Source organism: Gramella sp. MT6 (assembly GCF_019357415.1).
In the GTDB taxonomy this organism is placed as follows: Bacteria; Bacteroidota; Bacteroidia; order Flavobacteriales; family Flavobacteriaceae; genus Christiangramia.
Map to the genome: position 1 here is coordinate 20,892 of NZ_CP048410.1, position 24,056 is coordinate 44,947.

General features: G+C 40.5%; 19 protein-coding genes, 2 tRNA genes and 3 rRNA genes. 10 read left to right on the forward strand and 14 right to left on the reverse strand.

Annotation, left to right across the window (positions count from 1 at the left end; genetic code table 11):
• Positions 1-25: 25 nt before the first annotated feature.
• From G3I01_RS00100 to G3I01_RS00130, 7 genes are all read right to left on the reverse strand, one after another.
• Positions 26-478: a hypothetical protein gene (locus G3I01_RS00100; RefSeq protein WP_219550000.1), complete on the reverse strand. Its 453-nt coding sequence runs from the start codon at positions 476-478 to the stop codon at positions 26-28.
• A 117-nt stretch (positions 479-595) separates the two neighbouring features.
• Positions 596-705: ribosomal RNA gene (gene rrf / locus G3I01_RS00105) — 5S ribosomal RNA — on the reverse strand.
• Between the two features lie 157 nt (positions 706-862).
• Positions 863-3,687, reverse strand: a 23S ribosomal RNA gene (locus G3I01_RS00110).
• A gap of 228 nt (positions 3,688-3,915) precedes the next feature.
• Positions 3,916-3,988: transfer RNA gene (locus tag G3I01_RS00115), tRNA-Ala, on the reverse strand.
• A 120-nt stretch (positions 3,989-4,108) separates the two neighbouring features.
• A tRNA-Ile gene (locus tag G3I01_RS00120) sits at positions 4,109-4,182 on the reverse strand.
• Positions 4,183-4,353: 171 nt separating this feature from the next.
• Positions 4,354-5,883, reverse strand: a 16S ribosomal RNA gene (locus tag G3I01_RS00125).
• Together the 16S, 23S and 5S rRNA genes with 2 tRNA genes alongside form the textbook arrangement of a ribosomal RNA operon.
• 213 nt (positions 5,884-6,096) lie before the next feature.
• A complete protein-coding gene (locus tag G3I01_RS00130) occupies positions 6,097-6,300 on the reverse strand; it encodes a hypothetical protein (RefSeq protein ID WP_219550002.1) in 204 nt (67 codons plus the stop codon).
• A gap of 503 nt (positions 6,301-6,803) precedes the next feature.
• Here G3I01_RS00130 and thrS point away from each other — a divergent pair.
• The 4 genes from thrS to rplT all read left to right on the forward strand — a co-directional run bounded on the left by thrS (position 6,804) and on the right by rplT (position 10,016).
• The gene (gene thrS / locus G3I01_RS00135) at positions 6,804-8,756 is read left to right on the forward strand and encodes a threonine--tRNA ligase (RefSeq protein ID WP_219550004.1); all 1,953 of its coding nucleotides are present in this window, start codon (positions 6,804-6,806) and stop codon (positions 8,754-8,756) included.
• Positions 8,757-8,777: 21 nt separating this feature from the next.
• Positions 8,778-9,329: a translation initiation factor IF-3 gene (infC, locus tag G3I01_RS00140; RefSeq protein WP_257710846.1), complete on the forward strand. Its 552-nt coding sequence runs from the start codon at positions 8,778-8,780 to the stop codon at positions 9,327-9,329.
• A 36-nt stretch (positions 9,330-9,365) separates the two neighbouring features.
• Positions 9,366-9,563, forward strand: a complete 198-nt coding sequence (gene rpmI / locus G3I01_RS00145; protein WP_011708523.1) for a 50S ribosomal protein L35 — start codon at positions 9,366-9,368, stop codon at positions 9,561-9,563.
• A gap of 108 nt (positions 9,564-9,671) precedes the next feature.
• The gene (rplT, locus tag G3I01_RS00150; protein ID WP_108170017.1) at positions 9,672-10,016 is read left to right on the forward strand and encodes a 50S ribosomal protein L20; all 345 of its coding nucleotides are present in this window, start codon (positions 9,672-9,674) and stop codon (positions 10,014-10,016) included.
• Between the two features lie 77 nt (positions 10,017-10,093).
• Here the strand turns inward: rplT and G3I01_RS00155 are convergent, their stop codons facing one another.
• From G3I01_RS00155 to tgt, 6 genes are all read right to left on the reverse strand, one after another.
• The gene (locus G3I01_RS00155) at positions 10,094-10,516 is read right to left on the reverse strand and encodes a secondary thiamine-phosphate synthase enzyme YjbQ (protein ID WP_219550006.1); all 423 of its coding nucleotides are present in this window, start codon (positions 10,514-10,516) and stop codon (positions 10,094-10,096) included.
• 6 nt (positions 10,517-10,522) lie between these two features.
• Positions 10,523-11,734 (reverse strand): asparagine synthetase B, encoded by a 1,212-nt coding sequence (locus tag G3I01_RS00160; protein ID WP_219550008.1) that lies wholly within the window; start codon positions 11,732-11,734, stop codon positions 10,523-10,525.
• 112 nt (positions 11,735-11,846) lie between these two features.
• Positions 11,847-13,406 (reverse strand): replicative DNA helicase, encoded by a 1,560-nt coding sequence (dnaB, locus tag G3I01_RS00165; protein ID WP_219550010.1) that lies wholly within the window; start codon positions 13,404-13,406, stop codon positions 11,847-11,849.
• A 168-nt stretch (positions 13,407-13,574) separates the two neighbouring features.
• A complete protein-coding gene (locus G3I01_RS00170; RefSeq protein ID WP_219550012.1) occupies positions 13,575-14,528 on the reverse strand; it encodes an acetyl-CoA carboxylase carboxyltransferase subunit alpha in 954 nt (317 codons plus the stop codon).
• Positions 14,529-14,626: 98 nt separating this feature from the next.
• Complete coding sequence (locus tag G3I01_RS00175; RefSeq protein ID WP_219550013.1) at positions 14,627-15,703, reverse strand: LptF/LptG family permease; 1,077 nt, start codon at positions 15,701-15,703, stop codon at positions 14,627-14,629.
• Positions 15,704-15,712: 9 nt separating this feature from the next.
• The gene (gene tgt, locus G3I01_RS00180; protein WP_219550015.1) at positions 15,713-16,843 is read right to left on the reverse strand and encodes a tRNA guanosine(34) transglycosylase Tgt; all 1,131 of its coding nucleotides are present in this window, start codon (positions 16,841-16,843) and stop codon (positions 15,713-15,715) included.
• A 167-nt stretch (positions 16,844-17,010) separates the two neighbouring features.
• On the opposite strand from tgt, the gene G3I01_RS00185 reads away from it, so the two are divergent.
• From G3I01_RS00185 to G3I01_RS00195, 3 genes are all read left to right on the forward strand, one after another.
• Entirely contained in the window at positions 17,011-17,856 is an 846-nt protein-coding gene (locus G3I01_RS00185) for a transketolase (RefSeq protein WP_219550017.1), read from the forward strand.
• Between the two features lie 28 nt (positions 17,857-17,884).
• Positions 17,885-18,838: a transketolase family protein gene (locus G3I01_RS00190; protein ID WP_219550019.1), complete on the forward strand. Its 954-nt coding sequence runs from the start codon at positions 17,885-17,887 to the stop codon at positions 18,836-18,838.
• 119 nt (positions 18,839-18,957) lie between these two features.
• Entirely contained in the window at positions 18,958-19,560 is a 603-nt protein-coding gene (locus G3I01_RS00195) for an outer membrane beta-barrel protein (protein WP_219550021.1), read from the forward strand.
• Positions 19,561-19,608: 48 nt separating this feature from the next.
• Here G3I01_RS00195 and recQ read toward each other — a convergent pair whose 3' ends face one another.
• Positions 19,609-21,804 (reverse strand): DNA helicase RecQ, encoded by a 2,196-nt coding sequence (gene recQ, locus G3I01_RS00200; protein ID WP_219550023.1) that lies wholly within the window; start codon positions 21,802-21,804, stop codon positions 19,609-19,611.
• 84 nt (positions 21,805-21,888) lie between these two features.
• Here recQ and G3I01_RS00205 point away from each other — a divergent pair, with 84 nt between their 5' ends.
• From G3I01_RS00205 to G3I01_RS00215, 3 genes are read left to right on the forward strand one after another with little or no spacing between them, the layout of a single operon-like run.
• Positions 21,889-22,854, forward strand: a complete 966-nt coding sequence (locus G3I01_RS00205; RefSeq protein WP_219550025.1) for a KpsF/GutQ family sugar-phosphate isomerase — start codon at positions 21,889-21,891, stop codon at positions 22,852-22,854.
• Positions 22,854-23,687: a twin-arginine translocase subunit TatC gene (gene tatC, locus G3I01_RS00210; RefSeq protein WP_219550027.1), complete on the forward strand. Its 834-nt coding sequence runs from the start codon at positions 22,854-22,856 to the stop codon at positions 23,685-23,687. The genes G3I01_RS00205 and tatC overlap by 1 nt, the downstream gene beginning before the upstream one ends.
• 4 nt (positions 23,688-23,691) lie before the next feature.
• The gene (locus tag G3I01_RS00215) at positions 23,692-24,039 is read left to right on the forward strand and encodes a carboxymuconolactone decarboxylase family protein (protein WP_108170029.1); all 348 of its coding nucleotides are present in this window, start codon (positions 23,692-23,694) and stop codon (positions 24,037-24,039) included.
• The last annotated feature ends 17 nt before the right edge of the window (positions 24,040-24,056 follow it).

The following is a 24,056-nucleotide window of genomic DNA, read 5'->3' on the forward strand; positions in this document are numbered from 1 at the left end:
ACATCTATATGAGAGCTTAGCGCTATTAGTCCAAAGTAACATGCTCATAAAAAAGACCGGGTCCGTCACAACTCCACCAGCTGCTTAGCATAGTAGTTTTAGCTGCATCTAAATATAGATACTCTTCATTATTGCCACTGCAGTTACCAATGAGGCTACTCTCTTCTGGAAATTTCAATAAAAAAGCTACTCCATCATCATTGGTTTGCAATACGTAAGAACCTGTTGAGGTAATTACATCAACATCGGTACTCCTGGACTTTATAAAGGTATTGTCAGCATTAAAAATATAGAACTCCTGGTACTCCATATCATCCCCGGTACTTTCCGATCCTTGAATACTTCCTGTCATTTTATATAAACTCCACTTCTGTGGAAATTTATCAACGGAAAGATCCTGAATTTCTAATTCATCAGAATTACCGGAACATGAAGACAGGATTAAAATACTAAGTAATAGGAGAAATTGAGATTTCATAACATCAATAGATTAGTTCTTATATCCTATAGATGTAAAAATTGAAATAGGTTGCGTAGAACTTTTCATTTTTGGGCATAAAAAAACCCCTTCAGAGATCTGAAGGGGTTTTCAAGAAGAAGGCGGCGACATACTCTCCCACAAAAAAGCAGTACCATCTGCGCTAACGGGCTTAACTACTCTGTTCGGGATGGGAAGAGGTGAGCCCCGTTGCTATAGCCACCTTAAAAGGTAAGTTATAAGCCTCGAGCTTAAAACTGTGTCATCTAGACACTAATATCGTTGACATACTTAAGAAACAAAAAATTAACGAAGAACTCATGTGATACACTTATAATGGTAAGCATTTGGCGGCTCTGAGGTTTTGCGGCCTCAGAGCCATCGCGCATCAAGCTTTACGGATTATTAGTACTACTCGGCTATGACATTACTGCCTTTACACCTGTAGCCTATCAACGTGGTAGTCTCCCACGGTCCTTTAAAGAAATCTCATCTTGTGGTGGGTTTCGCGCTTATATGCTTTCAGCGCTTATCCCTTCCGAACGTAGCTACTCTGCAGTGCTCCTGGCGGAACAACAGATACACCAGAGGTTCGTCCAATCCGGTCCTCTCGTACTAGGATCAGGTCCACTCAAATTTCTAACGCCCACTGTAGATAGAGACCGAACTGTCTCACGACGTTCTGAACCCAGCTCGCGTGCCACTTTAATGGGCGAACAGCCCAACCCTTGGGACCTTCTCCAGCCCCAGGATGTGACGAGCCGACATCGAGGTGCCAAACCCCCCCGTCGATGTGAGCTCTTGGGGAGATCGAGCCTGTTATCCCCGGCGTACCTTTTATCCTTTGAGCGATGACCCTTCCATGCGGTGTCACCGGATCACTATGCTCTACTTTCGTACCTGATCGACCTGTATGTCTCTCAGTCAAGCTCCCTTTGCCATTGCACTCTACGCACGGTTACCAAGCGTGCTGAGGGAACCTTTAGAAGCCTCCGTTACTCTTTTGGAGGCGACCACCCCAGTCAAACTACCCACCAAGCACTGTCCTTCCATTGGAAGTTAGGCTCTAAACAAGTAAAGGGTAGTATTTCAACAACGACTCCACGATACCTGGCGATACCGCTTCAAAGTCTCCTACCTATCCTACACATCACTTGTTCAAAGTCAATACTAAGCTATAGTAAAGGTGCACGGGGTCTTTTCGTCCCACAGCGGGTAATCGGCATCTTCACCGATACTACAATTTCACCGAGCTCATGGCTGAGACAGTATCCGATCGTTGCACCATTCGTGCAGGTCGGAACTTACCCGACAAGGAATTTCGCTACCTTAGGACCGTTATAGTTACGGCCGCCGTTTACTGGGGCTTCAGTTCAATGCTTCGCCGAAGCTAACATCTCCCCTTAACCTTCCAGCACCGGGCAGGTGTCAGGCCCTATACGTCATCTTTCGATTTAGCAGAGCCCTGTGTTTTTGATAAACAGTCGCCTGGATCTTTTCACTGCGGCCCCCATAAGGGGGCGACCCTTCTCCCGAAGTTACGGGCCAATTTTGCCTAGTTCCTTAGCCATGAATCTCTCGAGCACCTTAGAATTCTCATCCCAACTACCTGTGTCGGTTTAGGGTACGGGTTGCCTCCACTCGCTTTTCTTGGAAGTCGCTCCTCTGGATTATCACTCCGGCCGTAGCTTTTGTGTACTATCGGGGTGTTACCACTCCCTTCAACGTACTATTCCGTCAGTACGCACCAAATTTACGCCTCCGTCCGCTTTAACGTGGGGCAAGTAGCAGAATATTAACTGCTTGTCCATCGACTACCCCTTTCGGGTTCGCCTTAGGTCCCGACTAACCCCCAGCTGATTAGCATAGCTGGGGAAACCTTAGTCTTTCGGTGTGCAGGTTTCTCGCCTGCATTATCGTTACTTATGCCTACATTTTCTTTTGTAACCGATCCAAAGCCTCGCGACTCACCTTCATCTCTGTTACAATGCTCCCCTACCACTATAGTAAACTATAGTCCATAGCTTCGGTAGTATGTTTATGCCCGATTATTATCCATGCCGAACCGCTCGACTAGTGAGCTGTTACGCACTCTTTAAATGAATGGCTGCTTCCAAGCCAACATCCTAGCTGTCTGGGCAGTTCAACCGCGTTTTTTCAACTTAACATACATTTGGGGACCTTAGCTGATGGTCTGGGTTCTTTCCCTCTCGGACATGGACCTTAGCACCCATGCCCTCACTGATATGCATCATTTTATAGCATTCGGAGTTTGTCAGGAATTGGTAGGCGGTGAAGCCCCCGCATCCAATCAGTAGCTCTACCTCTATAAAACTAACTATATCGCTGCACCTAAATGCATTTCGGGGAGTACGAGCTATTTCCGAGTTTGATTGGCCTTTCACCCCTACCCTCAGGTCATCCCAAGACTTTTCAACGTCAACGGGTTCGGTCCTCCACTATGTGTTACCACAGCTTCAACCTGCCCAAGGGTAGATCACACGGTTTCGCGTCTACCACTACCAACTAAAACGCCCTATTCAGACTCGCTTTCGCTACGGCTCCACAGCTGAACTGCTTAACCTTGCTGGCAACGGTAACTCGTAGGCTCATTATGCAAAAGGCACGCCGTCACCCCACGAAGGGGCTCCGACCGCTTGTAAGCGTATGGTTTCAGGATCTATTTCACTCCCTTGTTCAGGGTTCTTTTCACCTTTCCCTCACGGTACTGGTTCACTATCGGTCTCTCAGGAGTATTTAGCCTTGGCGGATGGTCCCGCCGGATTCATACAGGGTTTCACGTGCCCCGCACTACTCAGGATACCACTATGTTTTATACGAAGTTGCTTATACCGGGCTGTCACCGTCTATGGCCAGGCTTTCCAACCTGTTCTAATTCCTTGTACAAACAATATCGTGGTCCTACAACCCCAATAAGTCCGTAAACTCATTGGTTGGGCTACTGCGCGTTCGCTCGCCGCTACTAGCGCAATCACTATTGTTTTCTCTTCCTCCGGGTACTTAGATGTTTCAGTTCTCCGGGTTCGCTTCCTTGCGGATGACATATCTTCAATATGCCGGGTTGCCCCATTCGGATATTCGCGATCAATTTGTATGTGCCAATCCCCACGACTTTTCGCAGCTTATCACGTCCTTCATCGCCTCTGAGAGCCTAGGCATTCCCCATACGCCCTTATCTAGCTTGTATGCGCTTTGCTTAATGCTCTAATCTAACTTGATTGCTCAAGTTAGAAGTATTATAATGTATTACTTATATTAAATATTTCTATCTAATAGTGTTCTCGTATTCTTTGTTTCTCAATATGTCAATGAACTTTTTCCTTATCTAGCGATATAACTTCGATGATCCTACAAACTAAAAACGTATGTTTCCTGGTTGTTTGTAAAAACTATACCCATTATACCTCAAGGAATCGTGGAGAATATCGAGTCGAACCGATGACCTCCTGCGTGCAAGGCAGGCGCTCTAGCCAGCTGAGCTAATCCCCCATAATGAATTCAGAATTTAGAATTCAGAATTTAGAATTAGAATTCCTTAGCTTCTAGAATTTCCTTCAGTATTTCAATCAATGAACTTCATAAACCTGATGGCTTACTTTAATTAAAAAGTAGTCTCAGGCAGACTCGAACTGCCGACCTCTACATTATCAGTGTAGCGCTCTAACCAGCTGAGCTATGAGACTGTCCATAAATAGACACCAGTCTTCAGACTTTAGGCGTTAGACAATCTAACATCTTATATCTTAAGATCTCACATCTATATATAATCGAATTGACGATAAGAATCAAGACCAAATTGGCCTCTGAACTTCCCTTTCGTAATTGTCGCTTGTCACTAGGTGACAAAGCTCTAGAAAGGAGGTGTTCCAGCCGCACCTTCCGGTACGGCTACCTTGTTACGACTTAGCCCCAGTTACCAGTTTTACCCTAGGCCGCTCCTTACGGTGACGGACTTCAGGTACCCCCGGCTTCCATGGCTTGACGGGCGGTGTGTACAAGGCCCGGGAACGTATTCACCGCATCATGGCTGATATGCGATTACTAGCGATTCCAGCTTCACGCAGTCGAGTTGCAGACTGCGATCCGAACTGTGATAGGGTTTGAAGATTCGCATCCCCTCGCGGGGTAGCTGCCCTCTGTCCCTACCATTGTAGCACGTGTGTGGCCCAGGACGTAAGGGCCGTGATGATTTGACGTCATCCCCACCTTCCTCGCGGTTTGCACCGGCAGTCTGGCTAGAGTTCCCACCATTACGTGCTGGCAACTAACCACAGGGGTTGCGCTCGTTATAGGACTTAACCTGACACCTCACGGCACGAGCTGACGACAACCATGCAGCACCTTGCAATCTGTCCGAAGAAGGGTCTGTTTCCAGACCTGTCAGACTGCATTTAAGCCCTGGTAAGGTTCCTCGCGTATCATCGAATTAAACCACATGCTCCACCGCTTGTGCGGGCCCCCGTCAATTCCTTTGAGTTTCATTCTTGCGAACGTACTCCCAGGTGGGTTACTTATCACTTTCGCTTAACCACCCAGCCCTCAATTAGGCCGGACAGCTAGTAACCATCGTTTACGGCGTAGACTACCAGGGTATCTAATCCTGTTCGCTACCTACGCTTTCGTCCCTCAGCGTCAATATATTATTAGTGATCTGCCTTCGCAATAGGTGTTCTGAGTAATATCTATGCATTTCACCGCTACACTACTCATTCCAACCACTTCATAATAATTCAAGAACAACAGTATCAATGGCAATTCTACAGTTAAGCTGCAGACTTTCACCACTGACTTATTATTCCGCCTACGGACCCTTTAAACCCAATGATTCCGGATAACGCTTGGACCCTCCGTATTACCGCGGCTGCTGGCACGGAGTTAGCCGGTCCTTATTCATACGGTACCGTCAAGCATCTACACGTAGATGTGGTTCTTCCCGTATAAAAGCAGTTTACAACCCATAGGGCCGTCTTCCTGCACGCGGCATGGCTGGATCAGAGTTGCCTCCATTGTCCAATATTCCTCACTGCTGCCTCCCGTAGGAGTCTGGTCCGTGTCTCAGTACCAGTGTGGGGGGATCTCCCTCTCAGGACCCCTACCTATCGCGGTCTTGGTAAGCCGTTACCTTACCAACTAACTAATAGGACGCATACTCATCTTTAAGCCATAAATGTTTAATATAATCACCAGGAGGTGTCTATATACTATGGGGTATTAATCCACGTTTCCATGGGCTATTCCCCGCTTAAAGGCAGATTGTATACGCGTTACGCACCCGTGCGCCACTCGTCAGCGGATTAGCAAGCTAATCCCTGTTACCGTTCGACTTGCATGTGTTAGGCCTGCCGCTAGCGTTCATCCTGAGCCAGGATCAAACTCTTCATCGTTAAATCTTAAATATATTCAACAACTACTAAAGAAATTGCTCAGTATGACTTTTTCTAGTCTTAATTCTTATACACTTGATTTTATCTATCGCTAAATAAAATCCTTGTCAATTCAATATTTCAATGAACTCGACCAGTTTCCCGATCTTCTCTTGTTAAAACCCAAGGATTCGAACCTCTCAATCTCGCCCCATCCGGCGATTTCTCTTAACTTCAGTCTGTTTTGGTGAACGCTTGCTCTGTCTCAAAGCGGGTGCAAATATACAACGCTTTTTCTTTATCCACCAAAACTTTTTTAATAAAATTTTTAGTTTCTTTTAAAGCTTTCAGCATCAATTCGATACCTTCTTTACAACCTCTAGGAACATCGCTTACTCTCAAAGCGGGTGCAAATATAAAACGACTTTTCTTCTCCAACCAAATAAAAATGAACTTTTTTTATCCGAATTTTTAAGGAGCCTCTTCTGCCTATCCCTTATACCACGTACTCTTAATGAACGATCGCTTCGTTTTTAAAGCGGCTGCAAATATAGAACGACTTTTCTTCTCCAACCAAATAAAAAACAATCTTTTTTATTTAATTTTTGAAGGCCGATCTACTCGCTATCCCCTATCATCAGTACTTTCAGTGAACTTACGCCTTGCTCCCAAAGCGGCTGCAAATATACACCAACTTATTTCTTCTAACCAAACATTATTTTAAGTTTTTTTAAGGAAAAACAACACTCAACCTCTAACCCGCTGCTCATCAATTAATTCAAAGAGAATAAAAATTAAAATTCTATTTCAGTAAGCCACATGACTTCAAAAAATGAACTACTATATATTTTTATATAATAATAAAGTCACCTATATACATATATGTATTGTGCAACCAAATCCAACACCTTATCTTTGTGGCTTCGCAAAAAATGAATATAATGATCAAGATTACTCTGCCAGACGGAAGTATTAAAGAGTTTGAAAAAGGCACCACTCCCATGGAGGTGGCCAAAAGTATTAGTGAAGGCTTAGCCAGAAATGTAATTTCGGCTAAATTCAATGATGAAACGGTGGAAGTTTCCACACCATTAAATACCGATGGCAATCTTGTTTTATTCACCTGGAGCAACGAAGAAGGAAAGAAAGCTTTCTGGCATTCTACTTCTCACGTTATGGCCCAGGCGATCCAGGATCTTTATCCCGGTGCTAAACTTACCATAGGACCAGCTATTGAAAGAGGCTTTTATTATGATATAGATTTCGGCGATCAAAAGATCTCTGAAAATGACTTCAAAAAAATTGAAGATAGAATGCTGGAGATCGCTCGTGGAAAACATGATTTCCAAATGAGAGAAGTTTCCAAGCAGGAAGCTCTTGATTTTTATAAAGGAGAGAACAACCAGTTCAAAGTAGAGTTAATTGAAAATCTTCAGGATGGAGATATCACCTTCTGCGACCATGATACTTTTACCGACCTTTGCCGAGGAGGCCATATTCCGAACACCGGAATTATTAAGGCAGTTAAATTAATGAGTGTTGCCGGCGCATACTGGAGAGGTGATGAGAAAAATCCGCAGCTTACAAGGGTTTACGGTATTTCATTTCCGAAGCAAAAGGAATTAAAAGAATATCTGGAGCTTTTAGAGGAAGCAAAGAAAAGAGACCACAGAAAACTTGGGAAAGAACTGGAACTATTTACTTTCTCTCAAAAAGTAGGTCAGGGACTTCCATTATGGTTACCTAAAGGAGCAGCTTTAAGAGAAAGACTGGAGAACTTCCTGAAGAAGGCCCAAAAGAAAGCGGGATACGAAATGGTAGTGAGCCCACATATTGGTAGTAAAGAACTATATGTTACTTCAGGCCATTATGCAAAATATGGTGAAGACAGTTTTCAGCCTATCACTACTCCCAACGAAGGAGAGGAATTTATGCTAAAACCTATGAACTGTCCGCACCATTGCGAAATGTACAATGCATCTTCATGGAGCTACCGTGATCTTCCAAAGCGATTTGCAGAATTTGGTACCGTATACAGGTATGAACAAAGTGGGGAATTACACGGATTAACACGTGTTAGAGGTTTTACCCAGGATGATGCGCACATCTTCTGTATGCCGGAACAACTTGACGAAGAATTCAAAAAAGTAATTGATCTTACCTTATATGTATTCTCTTCATTAGGTTTTGAAGATTTTACAGCACAGGTTTCTCTGAGAGATCCTGAAAATAAGGAAAAATATATCGGTTCTGATGACGTATGGGAAAAGGCTGAAAGCGCTATTATAAATGCAGCGGAAGAAAAAGGTTTAAATTATATAATTGAAACCGGCGAAGCAGCATTCTACGGACCTAAACTTGACTTTATGGTCAAGGATGCCCTGGGAAGAAGCTGGCAACTTGGAACTATCCAGGTTGACTACAATTTACCAGAGCGTTTTGACCTGACATATAAAGGAAGTGACAATGAGTCACATCGCCCGGTAATGATCCACCGAGCTCCTTTTGGAAGCATGGAACGCTTTATTGCGATCCTTCTGGAACATACCGGTGGGAATTTCCCGCTATGGTTAATGCCTGAGCAAGCTATTATTCTCTCGCTCAGCGAGAAATATGAAAAATACTCACAAAAAGTTTTAACTTTGCTTGAAAATAACGAAATTCGCGCCCTTGTTGACAACAGAAGCGAGACGATAGGCAAGAAAATCAGGGAAGCAGAAGTTAATAAATTCCCTTATATGCTTATTGTCGGGGAGCAGGAAGCCAATGATGGTACGATTTCTGTACGTAAACATAGTGAGGGAGATTTAGGTACGATGAAAATTGAAGACTTTGCAAATTTGATAAATTCAGAAATCAATAGTACCTTAAAGCCTTTTAAAACTGAAGTTTAATTAAAATTACAAGCCATAGCTATACGTAGAAAAAAACCGAACAGATTCGGAAGACAGAAAGAAGAACAACACCGAATCAACGAGAAAATTAAAGCAGACGAGGTACGCCTTGTTGGTGATAATGTGGAAATGGATGTATATCCAATCAGGAAAGCCCTTGCTATTGCACAAGAACAAGAGCTTGATCTGGTAGAAATTTCTCCAAATGCCAAACCACCTGTGGTTAAGGTCATGGACTATAAAAAGTTTCTTTACGAGCAAAAGAAACGGGAAAAAGCCATGAAAGCCAAAGCCAGTAAAGTGGTTGTTAAAGAAATTCGATTTGGTCCTAATACAGATGACCACGATTACGAATTCAAAAAACGAAATGCTGAAAAATTTCTAAAAGACGGTGCAAAGCTTAAGGCTTTTGTATTCTTTAAAGGTCGTTCTATAGTTTTTAAAGATAAGGGAGAGATCCTGCTTTTAAGACTTGCTCAAGATCTTGAAGAATACGGTAAAGTAGAACAAATGCCGAAGTTGGAGGGAAAACGTATGACAATGTTTTTATCTCCAACTAAGAAATCGAAATAAAGAGAATAAGAGAGTTAATTATAAAAGAGGACAGTAATGCCTAAGATGAAAACTAAATCCAGTGCCAAGAAGCGTTTTAAGCTAACAGGTACAGGTAAGATTAAAAGAAAGCACGCGTTTAAGAGTCACATCTTAACAAAGAAGTCTAAAAAACGTAAGCTAGCCTTAACTCACAGTACTTTGGTACATGATGCAGATAAGGACAATGTCAAACTTCAATTACGTTTAAAGTAAATTGAAGCTCTTGAGGTTTAATTAATTTATTTAACCATGGAGTTGGGCAAAATCTAAAAATTTTAAAAGTGTCGATTTTCGACCGCCTGCTACAAAAAAATGTAAAATATGCCAAGATCAGTAAACTCAGTTGCCAAAAGGGCACGTAGAAAAAAAGTTTTAAAGCAAGCAAAAGGTTATTTTGGACGTCGTAAAAACGTTTGGACTGTTGCTAAAAATGCGGTTGATAAAGCTATGCTTTATGCATACAGAGACCGTAAAGCTAAAAAACGCAACTTCCGTTCTTTATGGATTATGCGTATTAACGCTGCAGCCAGACAAGAAGGATTATCTTATTCTCAATTCATGGGGAAACTTAAAGCCAGTGAAATTGGATTGAACCGTAAGGTTCTTGCCGATTTGGCGATGAACAACCCAGAGGCTTTTAAAGCAATTGTAGAAAAAGTAAAATAAATCGATTACACTCTCTTATAAAAAAATCCTGCCATATGGCGGGATTTTTTGTTTTAGATATGTTCCTGAAAAGGCCTCTATTCTCCATAGGCTGTTAGCAACAGCTTTCTTGAGCCTCCATTATTTCTATGTTCACATAAATATATCCCTTGCCAGGTTCCAAGATTCAGTTGACCTGCGGTAATAGGGATTTGAAGTGATGTTCCGGTCAGGGAGGATTTAATATGTGCTGGCATATCATCTGATCCTTCCAGGGTATGTTTATAATACGGCTGATTCTCCGGTACCATTCTATCAAAATGACTCTCAAAATCTTCTCTTACTGTGGGATCTGCATTTTCGTTTATTGCCAGACCAGCCGAAGTATGTTTGATGAAAATATGTAAAAGTCCTGTATCAATTCCTTTAATTTCAGAAAATTGATTTACAATTTCCTCTGTTATTAAATGAAAGCCTCTGCTTCGAGATCTCAGGTGTATTTCTGTTTGAAAAAATTCCATAAAGAATTATGTTTTTTGCTCTTTCTTTTTGGCCGCAGGAAACAGCACATTATTCAAAATAAGTCTGTAGCCCGGGGAATTAGGATGAAGCTCCAATTCGGTTTTTGGATCCCCTACTCTATGCTGATAATCTTCAGGATCATGACCGCCATAAAAAGTAAAGAAGCCTTTCCCTTTAACACCGTGAATATACCGTGCTTCCCCATTCAGTTTACTTTCCCCCATAATTAGAACTCCGGGTTTAACCGTATCTGGATCATAACTTGTTGTTTGTCCCATAAATCCTTTCACCAGCCTGGTGTGGTTCTGAGTTAACATAGTTGGTACTACATCCCATTTGGCCGAATAATCCATCAAACTAAAATAATCTGTCTCTTTCTGGATCTGTCTTTTGGCCGTCATATCGATACTGGAGAATTCATACACCATGGGATTTCTCTCTAATTCGAAGTTAGTGAAAGCAAAGGTATTGTTGAAATCGATCTTCGCCTGGTATCCAGGTTCACTTGGATCACCATCAAACATGGCTTCAACTATATCAACTCCTTTAGCCGCCAGAGCAATATCAAAACTATCTGTGGCGCTGCACATCGCGAACATAAAACCTCCGCCTATTACGTAGTCCCTGATCTTCAAAGCAACGGCTAGCTTTTCTTCTGAAACTTTTGAGTAACCTAATTCTGAAGCCAGCCTCTCGGCTTCCTGTTTTTCTTCAATATACCAGGGAGCCGTTCTAAATGCTCTGTAAAATTTTCCATACTGCCCTGTGAAATCCTCATGATGTAAATGCAACCAGTCATAAAGTAGCAACGCATCATTCAAAACCTCCTTATCGTAAATCGTTTGATATGGAATCTCAGCATAGGTCAATGCCATGGTTACTGCATCATCCCAGGGTTTATTCCCGGTTGGGCTATAAACAGCGATCTTTGGTGCTTTTTCCAAAGCGACTGATTCCATATTTTTTGAAGGACTACTAATCTCTTCCAGGATCGAAACCGCCATATTATCACTGATCAATTCGAAATCTACTCCCCTAATCTGGCATTCTTTTCTTAATTTTTCAGAATCTGCTATAAGAAAAGAACCTCCCCTGTAATTTAGAAGCCAATTTACGCTTAGTTGATTTTCAAGTGAATAATATACAATTCCATATGCTTTAAGATGATTGCTTTGCGTATCTGCATCCATAGGAATAAGGATCTTAGAGGCAGACATCTGTAAACTGTAGAGAATAAAAAAAGAAAGCAGCAAAGTAACTTTCGAAACTTTGCTGCTTTTAAATATTTTGAAATAAGAAGTCCCTTTAGCTGAAGTCAGCTTGATCGTTTTAGAAAGGAACGTCATTATCATCATCATCAAAATTGCTGTTCATTGAACTTCCAAAGGCCTCATCGGCACTAGGATTTGGTAAATTGAAGTTTCCAAAATCACTATCTCCTTCGCCACTGTTCATGCTTGAAGGAATTTCAGATGGGAAACTAAAGTCTTCTAAATTATCAAATTTACCGAGTTCACCAATGAATTTCAGCCTAATATTTTCTAAACCACCATTACGGTGTTTCGCTACGATAAATTCTCCCTGCCCTGCAGTTGGTGTTCTTTCTTCATCATCCCATTCCTCTATCTTATAATATTCCGGTCTGTAAATAAAAGATACAATATCGGCATCCTGCTCGATCGCCCCAGATTCCCTAAGATCAGAAAGTAGAGGACGTTTACTTCCTCCACGAGTTTCAACTGCACGAGATAGCTGCGAAAGCGCAATTACCGGGACGTTCAATTCTTTTGCAAGAGCTTTCAGGTTTCGGGAAATCGTAGAAATTTCCTGTTCCCTGTTTCCTCCACCTTTCTGGCTTCCTCCTGCGGTCATTAACTGAAGGTAATCAATAACAATCATTCGTATCCCATGTTGTGAGGCCAGTCGACGGGCTTTCGCACGAAGGTCGAAAATTGAAAGTGACGGTGTATCATCGATAAACAATGGTGCTTTCTCCAGGTCCTTCACCTTCACGTTCAACTGCTCCCATTCATGTTGTTCCAGTTTACCTGTTCTTAGTTTTTCTGAAGACAGACCGGTTTCAGAAGAGATCAAACGAGTGATCAACTGTACCGAGGACATCTCCAGAGAGAAAAAGGCTACAGGAATTCCCTGATCTACGGCGATATTTCGAGCCATAGAAAGTGTAAGGGCGGTTTTACCCATACCCGGACGTGCAGCCACAATAATTAAATCTGAAGGCTGCCAACCTGATGTAAGTTCATCCAGTTTGTCAAATCCCGAAGGCACCCCGCTCAAACCTTCTTTATTGGAAATTTCCTGGATCTTCTTCTTAGCCTGGATAACCAAACTCTGGGCAGTTTCAGTTGAACGTTTAATGTTCCCCTGAGTTACCTCGTAGAGTTTTGCTTCTGCATTATCCAATAGATCAAAAACATCGGCTCCTTCGTCAAACGCTTCTTCAATGATTTCATTTGAAATTTTGATCAGACTTCGTTGAATATATTTTTGCAGTATGATACGTGCATGAAATTCAATGTGCGCCGAACTCGAAACCTTCTGAGTAAGTTGTATTAAGTAATAATCCCCGCCAGCTTTATCAAAAACACCGTCTTTTTTTAATTGATTAGAAACGGTTAATAAGTCAATTGCCTCTGAGCTATCGAAAAGCTTCTTAATCGCACCGTAGATCAACTTATGCGAATTTTTATAAAAAGCCTCGGGATGTAATATATCAATGATTTCATCCACTCCTTTCTTATCGATCATCATAGCTCCAAGCACAACTTCTTCTAAATCAACAGCTTGTGGCGGAACTTTTCCTTTTTCCAGACTTACAACATTAGTTTTTTTATATGTAATATTTTGGGGGGAGGTGGTTTTTTCCATAGAACTAAAGTAATTAATTTGTTAAGACAATCTTAAAGAAATTGCCCTTAGTTACTTAACAGGTAATGAACAATTTACATGTTGATAAGTAAATTTTTCTGTTAATAAGATAAAAAAATCCGGAAGCATTTCCCCGGATTTTGTAATGATGTTATATAAATAAAGAACTTATCCTTTAAACACTCCCATGTCTAAATATTTATCCATCCTCTTTTCTACCAATTCTTCTGGTGATAAGTTTTTGAACTCAGAATAAGCTTGGGTAATTGAAGTTTTTACCGTATTAAAAATCTCTTCCCTATTACTATGAGCTCCACCAAGAGGTTCTTTAACTATCTCATCTATCAGTTTCTGCTTTTTCATATCGATAGCAGTAAGTTTTAAGGCTTCAGCAGCAATCTCTTTATATTCCCAGCTTCTCCATAAGATCGAAGAACAGGATTCTGGAGAGATCACAGAATACCAGGTATTTTCTAGCATTAAAACTTTATCTCCTACACCTATACCTAAAGCTCCACCGCTTGCTCCTTCTCCAATGATCACGACGATAATTGGTACTTTAAGCCTGGTCATTTCAAGAATGTTTCGGGCAATTGCCTCTCCCTGTCCTCTTTCTTCAGCTTCAAGCCCTGGATATGCTCCCGGAGTATCAACAAAACAAACTACAGGTACACCAAACTTTTCAGCAGACTTCATAAGTCTTAAAGCCTTACGATAGCCTTCAGGATTTGCCATCCCGAAATTACGATACTGCCTGGTCTTGGTGTTATATCCTTTTTGCTGACCAACGAACATAAAACTCTGATCATCGATCTTTCCAAGACCTCCAATCATTGCTTTATCATCTTTTACATTCCTATCACCATGAAGTTCTAAAAAGGTATCTCCACAAATAGCATTTATATAATCTAAAGTGTAGGGCCTGTTGGGATGTCTTGATAATTGAACGCGCTGCCATGGCGTTAAATTCTTGTAGATCTCTTTCTTCTTTTCTACAAGTTTCTTTTCAATCTGCTTACAGGTAGCGGTAACATCAACTTCACTTTCTGCTCCAATATTGCAAGCTTTTGCATATTGATCTTCCAGTTCTTTGATGGGTTGTTCGAATTCTAAATATTCCATATTGGTTATGGTAATTATTTTTTATAGCATACAAATATAACAACTTTGAAAGGATAGAAATCCCCGATGAAGCTTAAATTTTGAATAGAATTTCTAAGCTAGCGTTTGGCGCGGAATAGCAAAATAACTGCCAGTATCCCAAATACGATATTAGGAAACCAAACCGCAATTAATGGTGAGAATGTAGATTGCTCGGCCATGGTTCCAAATACCTTGTCAAAGAAAATAAAGATAAAAGCCAGGGAAATACCAACGGCAAGATTCACTCCCATTCCTCCTCTTCTTTTAAAAGAAGCCACAGCTACCGCGATAATAGTTAAAATAAAAGCGGAGATAGGAATACTCCACCTTTTATAAGCCACTACAAGGTATCGGTTAATATTCCCGGAACCTCTTCGGCTTTCTTTGGCAATGAAATCATTAAGTTCTGTATAGTTCAGAGTTTCTGCGATATACGATTCAGGAGTAAGTTCGTCAAATTCGAATGGAAGAATGGTATCAACCGTTCTCATATACATGATACTGTCTTCTTCTTTGCCAATGATACGTTTATCAACCCGGGTTAACTTGTAAAGACTGTCTTCCTCGCTATACCTTAAATTAGAAGCACTTATTTTGAATTTCAGCTCATTACCTTCAAAATGTTCTAAAGTAAAATTACGTGCAGACTTGGTCTTAGGTTGAAAATGACTGGCATAGATGAATTCATTATCATTGATCTGCCTGTATACATCACTCGTTTCCTGGGTCTGCTCGTTCCTTTTAAGGTATTGATATTTGAATTCATTAAAACCTTTACTGGCCTGAGGTGCCAGATACATAGCCAGGATAAGAGCCCCGATACAAACGATAGTCGCACCTATAAGGTAAGGGCGGAGAAATCTATAAAAAGAAACACCACTACTTAAAATAGCAACGATCTCTGTATTCATCGCCAGTTTAGAGGTAAACCAGATCACCGAAAGGAAAAGGAAAATAGGAAAAAGAAGATTCGCGAAATAAATAGTGAAATCCAGGTAATAATTAGCAACCTCAATGAAGGGAACTTCATTATCCAGGATCTTATCGATCTTTTCAGCCAGGTTCACAGTGATACCAATTGGTATAAAGAGAACCAGCATCATTGTAAAGGTTCCTAAATACCTTTTAAGTATGTACCAGTCGAGGATCTTCAAATTACAGGATTATAGGCGTTTATCCATTTGTTTTACCATTTTATCTTTCCATTGCGGGAAATCTCCGGCTAAGATATGTTTTCTTGCCTCTCTTACCAACCAAAGATAAAAGCTCAGGTTATGAATACTAGCAATTTGCCTGCCAAGCATTTCATTTACCGAAAACAAATGGCGTACATATGCCTTAGAATACATGGAATCCACAAAACTTACCCCTTCAGGATCTATAGGAGAAAAATCTGCTTCCCACTTTTTGTTCTTGATATTAATCGTCCCATGAGACGTAAATAACATTCCGTTTCTACCATTCCGGGTGGGCATAACACAATCGAACATATCCACACCCAACGCAATATTCTCTAATATATTTATAGGAGTACCAACACCCATTAAATATCTTGGCTTGTCTTCCGGAAGGATTTCAGTAACTACCTCGGTCATAGCATACATTTCTTCTGCAGGCTCTCCTACAGAAAGTCCACCGATAGCATTTCCTTCAGCCCCGGCATTAGCGATATATTCCGCAGACTGTTTACGCAAGTCCTTATAGGTACTTCCCTGAACAATTGGAAACAGGGTTTGTTTGTAATCATAGATCTCTGGCGTCTTTTCAAGGTGATTAATACACCTGTCCAGCCAGCGATGCGTCATATGCATCGATCTTTTCGCGTAATTGTAGTCACAGGGATAAGGCGTACATTCATCGAAAGCCATTATGATATCTGCTCCAATAGCACGCTGAATTTCCATAACATTTTCCGGAGTAAATGTATGGTAAGAACCATCTATATGTGATTTGAATTTTACTCCTTCTTCCTTGATCTTTCTTCTGGCAGAAAGTGAATACACCTGGTAACCTCCACTATCGGTCAGGATATTCCTATCCCAGTTCATGAATTTATGCAGACCTCCTGCTTTTTTCAAAATTTCGGTCTGAGGTCTTAAATAAAGATGGTAAGTATTACCTAATATGATATCAGGATTAATATCCTCTTTAAGTTCACTTTGATGTACTCCTTTTACAGATGCTACCGTTCCAACCGGCATAAAAATAGGGGTTTCAATTACCCCGTGATCTGTAGTTATTTTTCCTGCACGTGCTTTACTACCAGCATCGGTAGTTAAAAGTTCAAATTTCATAGTTCCGTTTAATCGGTGCAAAGATACTCAACTAAATATCAAATGGAATAGGGAATCGCAAGCAGCTTGTTAGTATTTTCAAGAAAAAGTTAATAACTGGGCTGTAGTTGCTTTGCCAAAGCTTTTTAAAAAGTTATTTTTGCCGCATTAAAACAACACAATTTAAAATGCCAGACATCAACGAATTACAAGATTTTGCTACCCAGGTACGCAGGGATATTTTAAGGCAGGTTCATAAGGTTAATTCCGGTCACCCGGGAGGTTCTTTAGGCTGTACTGAATTTTTAACTGCACTGTATCAGGTTGTTATGGACCACAACACAGATTTTAACATGGACGGAAAAGATGAAGACCTTTTTTTCCTTTCTAACGGCCATATTTCTCCTGTATACTATAGTGTACTTGCCCGTAGCGGATATTTTCCGGTAGATGAATTAAACACTTTCAGACTTATTGACTCCCGTCTTCAGGGACACCCTACAACTCATGAAGGTTTGCCAGGTATAAGAATCGCGTCTGGATCTTTAGGACAGGGAATGAGCGTTGCGCTTGGAGCGGCACAGGCTAAAAAACTGAACAATGACGATCATATTGTATATTCACTTCATGGTGATGGTGAACTTCAGGAAGGCCAGAACTGGGAAGCGATCATGTATGCTGCAGGAAATAATGTAGATAATATTATTTCTACAATAGATCTCAACGGCCAACAGATCGACGGAAGCACTGAAACTGTTTTACCTATGGGAAATCTCAGGGCAAAATTCGAAGCGTTTGGCTGGGATGTTATGGAAATTAAGGATGGAAATGATTTACAACAAGTCATTGACGGTTTAAAAGAAGCTAAGTCACGCACCGGAAAAGGCAAGCCGGTTTGTATTCTTATGCATACCGTAATGGGTCACGGTGTAGATTTTATGATGCATACCCACGCATGGCATGGGAAAGCTCCAAATGACGAACAATTGGATAAAGCATTATCACAAAACCCAGAAACCATTGGAGATTATTAATCCCCTTAATTTCAAATTAAAAAACACAATGAAAGAATATAAAAATACAGGAAGTAAAGACACAAGATCAGGATTTGGAGATGGTCTTACCGAGTTAGGAAGAACCAACCCTAATGTTGTTGCTTTATGTGCAGACCTTATAGGTTCTTTAAAAATGCAGGATTTTATCGATGAAAATCCTGAAAGATTTTTCCAGGTGGGAATCGCAGAAGCTAATATGATGGGAATGGCTGCAGGCCTAACCATTGGTGGAAAAATTCCATTTGCTGGGACTTTCGCTAATTTCGCAACAGGAAGGGTTTATGATCAAATTCGCCAAAGTATTGCTTATTCAGGGAAAAATGTAAAAATATGTGCTTCACACTCTGGGGTTACTCTTGGGGAAGATGGAGCCACTCACCAGATTCTCGAAGATATCGGACTTATGAAAATGCTTCCGGGAATGACCGTAATTAATACTTGTGATTTTAATCAGACCAAAGCTGCTACTATTGCTATCGCTGAGCATGACGGACCTGTTTACTTAAGATTTGGAAGACCAAAAGTAGCTAATTTCACTCCTGAAGATCAGAAGTTCGAAATTGGAAAGGCTATTAAATTATATGAAGGAACAGATGTTACTATCATCGCGACTGGACATCTTGTATGGGAAGCAATTCAGGCTGCGGTTGAACTTAATGAAAAAGGGATCAGCGCTGAAGTGATCAATATTCATACAATTAAACCTTTAGATGAGGAAGCGATAATCACCTCAGCAAAAAAGACTGGATGTGTAGTTACTGCTGAAGAGCATAACTTCCTTGGTGGTTTAGGAGAAAGCGTTGCCAGAACACTGGCAGAGAATCATCCTACTCCTCAGGAATTTGTAGCTACAAAAGATACTTTTGGTGAGAGTGGAACTCCAGAACAATTAATGGATAAGTACGGTTTAAATGCAGAGGCGATAATTAAAGCTACTAAAAAAGTTTTAAAACGTAAATAAAATTCTAATTATCAATATCCTAAAGGCCTTTCAGAGTTTTTTCTGGAAGGCTTTTTTAGTTTTATAGAAATAAACATTCGTTAAACAACGTTATATTAGCTGAACATAAATAGGAAAATATGAAAAAGTTAATGTTGCTGGCCTTTATTTTTGCAGGGTTAAACCTATCTGCCCAAAATGCCAGTTTTGGAATTAAAGGAGGTTTGAATTATGGAGCCACAGGAGAATATGAATCCGTTGGCGATGCCTCAGGAGATTTCATGGCCTCGTTCGAGGATGGTGAGTCTAAGACCGGTTTCCATGCAGGTCTTTTTGCGCAATTTGAACTACTGGGTATTTTTATTCAGCCTGAATTATTATACACGCAATTAAATACTGAATATTCTACCTTCGATTATAAACTAAGTAAGATCGATGCTCCGGTATTGGTAGGGTTAAATATCCTTGGACCTCTTAATATTAAAGCCGGGCCTTCTTTCCAATATATACTGGATAATAAAGCCGAAGGTGGCAGTATTCAAATTGAGGATGTTGAGAATGATATTACCGTTGGCTATCAGCTTGGAGCAGGAATTGATCTGGGAAGACTTGGTTTCGACCTGAGATATGAAGGTGCCTTTTCTGACAATACAGCCTTCGGATTAAATGAGACTGCAGCTGAAGAATTTACTCTGGATTCAAGACCTTCACAGTGGATACTTAGTGTTTCTTACGCACTTTAGAAAAGTATAAAAAATGAAAAACCCGGAAGTTCCGGGTTTTTTTATGTCTTAATTTGCGACCTGACTGATAAATTTTATCCTGTAAAGTCGAAGTTCTTCATCGTCATAATCTCCATCAAATTCCTCCATCGCTTCATCTATCTTATCAGATTCCGCTTCCAGGAAATATTCATGGATCTCTTCCTGTTGATCTTCATCAAGTATATCGTCCAGCCAGTAATCTATATTCAGTTTGGTTCCGCTATAAACAATAGCTTCCATCTCTTTAATGAACTCTGGCATTGCCATACCTTTTGCTGAAGCGATATCTGTTAAAGGCAATTTCCTGTCTACGCTCTGTATGATATATAATTTCAAGGAACTATTAGCACCTGTAGATTTTACTACAAAATCATCTGGCCTAATTATATCATTATCTTCTACATATCTTGCGATAAGCTCAACGAAATCCTTTCCATATTTCTTGGCTTTACCCTCTCCTACTCCATGAATGTTGCTTAATTCCTCAATGTTTATAGGATATTTAAGCGCCATATCTTCAAGTGATGGATCCTGAAAAATAACAAACGGTGGAAGGTCCTTCTTCTTGGCAACTTTCTTCCGTAGTTCTTTCAGCATTTTCACCAATTGTTCATCTACGGCTGCACCTCCTTTATCTGCTTTGATCACATCCTCAGTTGCATCATTGAAGATATGGTCCTCGGTCATCATAAATGACACTGGATTTTTTAGATACTCCTTTCCCTTCTCGGTGATCTTGACCACGCCATATGTCTCAATATCCTTTTTCAGATAACCACCAACCAGGGCCTGCCTGGTAAGAGCCATCCAGTAACTACTCTCCTGATGCTTTCCTTTTCCGAATAAAGGATGTTCATCTGTTTTATGAGAAAGTATAAGAGCGTTGGATTTACCAATCAAAGTTTTTACAACCTCTTTGGACTTATACAGTTCATTGGTTTCCTTAACCGTTCTTAGCAGCAATTCAAGATCTTCTTTAGCCTCGTGCTGTTTCTTGGGGTTACGAACATTATCATCCATACTCGCACCTTCACCGGTTTCAGAATCAAATTCCTCCCCGAAATAATGCAAGATGAATTTTCTTCTGGAAACGGAAGTTTCAGCATAAGCCACAACCTCCTGTAGCAAGGCATGACCAATTTCCTGTTCTGCAACAGGTTTACCGCTCATGAATTTCTCGAGTTTCTCAATGTCCTTATAGGAATAGAAGGCAAGACAATGTCCCTCGCCGCCATCACGACCGGCTCGACCGGTCTCCTGATAGTAGCTTTCAATACTTTTAGGAATATCATGGTGGATCACGAAACGAACATCTGGCTTATCTATACCCATACCAAAAGCGATAGTAGCTACCACAACATCTATATCTTCCATCAGGAACATATCCTGGTGTTTAGACCTGGTCTTGGCATCCAGTCCTGCATGATATGGAACTGCTTTGATACCGTTCACCTGAAGCGTCTGGGCTAACTCTTCAACCTTTTTACGGCTAAGACAATAGATTATACCAGATTTACCGTCGTTCTGTTTCACGAACCTGGTAATATCAGCCTCTATATTCTTTGTTTTCGGTCTTACCTCGTAATAAAGATTGGGCCTGTTAAAGCTGGCTTTAAAAGTTTTTGCCCCCGTTATCCCCAGGTTTTTCAGAATATCCTCCTGAACCTTCGGTGTTGCCGTAGCTGTTAAGCCAATTACTGGAATATTATCGCCTATTCTTTTCAGGATATGACGAAGGTTTCGGTATTCTGGTCTAAAGTCGTGTCCCCACTCACTAATACAGTGAGCCTCATCCACGGCAAGAAAAGAAATAGTCTGATTTTTAAGAAAATCTACATAATCTTCTTTGGTAAGAGATTCTGGCGCCACATAAAGCAATTTACATATACCATTCCTGATATCATCCTTTACCCGGGCAACCTCGGTTTTATTTAAAGAGGAGTTGAGAACATGGGCTACGCCATGCTCTGAGGAGATGCTACGAATTGCATCTACCTGATTCTTCATTAATGCTATAAGGGGCGATACTACAATTGCAGTACCGTCTGATATAAGTGCCGGGAGTTGGTAACATAGTGATTTCCCTCCGCCAGTTGGCATAACTACGAAAGTATCATTTCCTTTAACTATGCTGGTAATTACTTCTTCCTGAAGCCCCTTAAACTGACTAAATCCAAAGTACCTCTTAAGTTCTTTGTGTAAATCAATTTCGGTCAAAGCCATTCAATTGTGTTACAATTTTACATACATTTGCATTACTAAATATACATATTTCTTTAGTACCTGCAATTCTTAATTTAATCTAATTTGAAACTTAGCGATCAAATCATTTCTACTGCAAAAGAAACCATTTCCAATGAAGCAGAAGCAATTGCGAACCTCATAAATTATATAGACGAAGAATTTACCCAGGCGGTGGAAATCATCTATCGTTCTGAAGGTCGTGTTGTGGTTACGGGAATTGGTAAAAGCGCGATCATAGCTAATAAGATCGTAGCGACTTTGAACTCTACGGGAACTCCATCCATATTCATGCATGCCGCAGATGCCATTCACGGTGATCTTGGTATTGTTCAGGATAACGATGTGGTCATCTGTATTTCTAAAAGTGGTAACAGCCCGGAAATTAAAGTTTTGGTCCCGCTAATTAAGAATTTCAATAATACTCTAATAGGCCTTACCGCTAATAAGGAATCTTTCCTGGGTAAAGAAGCAGATTATATTTTGAATTGCTATGTAGAGAAAGAAGCCTGCCCTAATAACCTTGCCCCTACTACAAGTACTACGGCGCAAATGGTGATTGGTGATGCACTGGCCATTTGTCTTTTAGATCTGAAAGGCTTCAGTAGTAAAGATTTTGCAAAATACCATCCTGGAGGTTCTCTTGGAAAGAAACTTTATTTAAGGGTAAGTGACATTACTTCCCAGAATATGGTTCCGCAGGTTACTCCAGATACCGATGTAGCCAATACCCTAATTGAGATCTCTGAAAAGATGCTAGGTGTGACCGCAGTTTTGGAAAATAATAAGATCATTGGTATTATTACCGATGGAGATATTCGTAGGATGCTAAAGGATCATACAGATATCAAGGGATTAAAGGCGAGAGATATAATGAGCAAGAATCCCAAAACCATAGACCAGGACACCTTAGCGGTGGAAGCTTTGGAAGTAATGGAAAGAAACCAGATATCTCAATTGCTCGCGACCGAAAATGGTAAATATACAGGGGTTGTGCATCTGCATAACTTAATAAGAGAAGGAATTTTATAATGGAAAGAATTGCCCCCCAGGAAGATCCGGAAAATGAAATGTCTTTTTTAGACCATCTCGAAGAACTAAGATGGCATCTTATAAGAGCAGTACTGGCCGTAGTTATAGCTGGAGGAATTGCCTTTATGCTAAAAGGCTTTATTTTTGACGTGCTCCTTTTTGGACCCTCCAGGGGTGATTTCTTTTCCTACGATATACTTTGCCGCATTTCTACATATATAGGTATAGATGGAGGCTTCTGTTTTGACGAATTACCTTTTAAGATTCAAAGTAGAACCATGGGAGGACAATTTTCAGCCCATGTCTGGACCTCTATAACCGCAGGATTTATTATCGCATTCCCTTACGTTATCTATGAATTCTGGAAGTTTGTTGCTCCTGCCATGCATAACAACGAAAGAAAATATGCCCGGGGTTTCATTTTTATAACTTCCCTACTCTTCTTTATCGGTGTCCTGTTTGGGTATTATGTAGTAACTCCGCTTTCCATTAATTTCCTCGGAAAATATCAGGTAAGTGAAATTGTATTAAATGAATTTGACTTAGGTAGTTATATAAGCCTGGTTCGGGCTTCGGTACTGGCAAGTGGACTGATCTTCGAATTACCTATCGTAATTTATTTTCTAACTAAAGTTGGAATTGTTACCCCAGATTTTTTAAGGACTTACAGGAAATATGCCCTGGTAATAGTTTTGATTCTGTCAGCTATCATTACTCCACCCGACATAGTGAGTCAGATTATTGTTGCTATACCAGTTTTGATCTTATATGAAGTAAGTATTATTATTTCCAAGATCATGTATAAAAAAGAAGAAGAAAAATTAAAAAAATAAAGCTATGATCGATAAGGTAGACGAATTCAATTCGTACCGCGCAAAAATGAATGACAAGATATTGTCTGAAAATAACAAGGTCCTGAAAAGGATATTCAATTTAGATACAAATGCCTTCACTGAAGGTGCATTAGACAAAAAGACCAAGGAACTTTTAGGGCTGGTGGCTTCTACAGTATTAAGATGCGATGATTGCGTGAAATATCATTTGGAATCCAGTCATAAAGAAGGAATTACCCGTGAGGAGATTATGGAAACACTTAGTATAGGAACACTAATTGGTGGTACTATTGTGATACCTCATTTAAGAAGAGCATTCGAGTATTGGGAAGCTCTGGAAGAAAATAAATAAATTACGGTATAATTTCT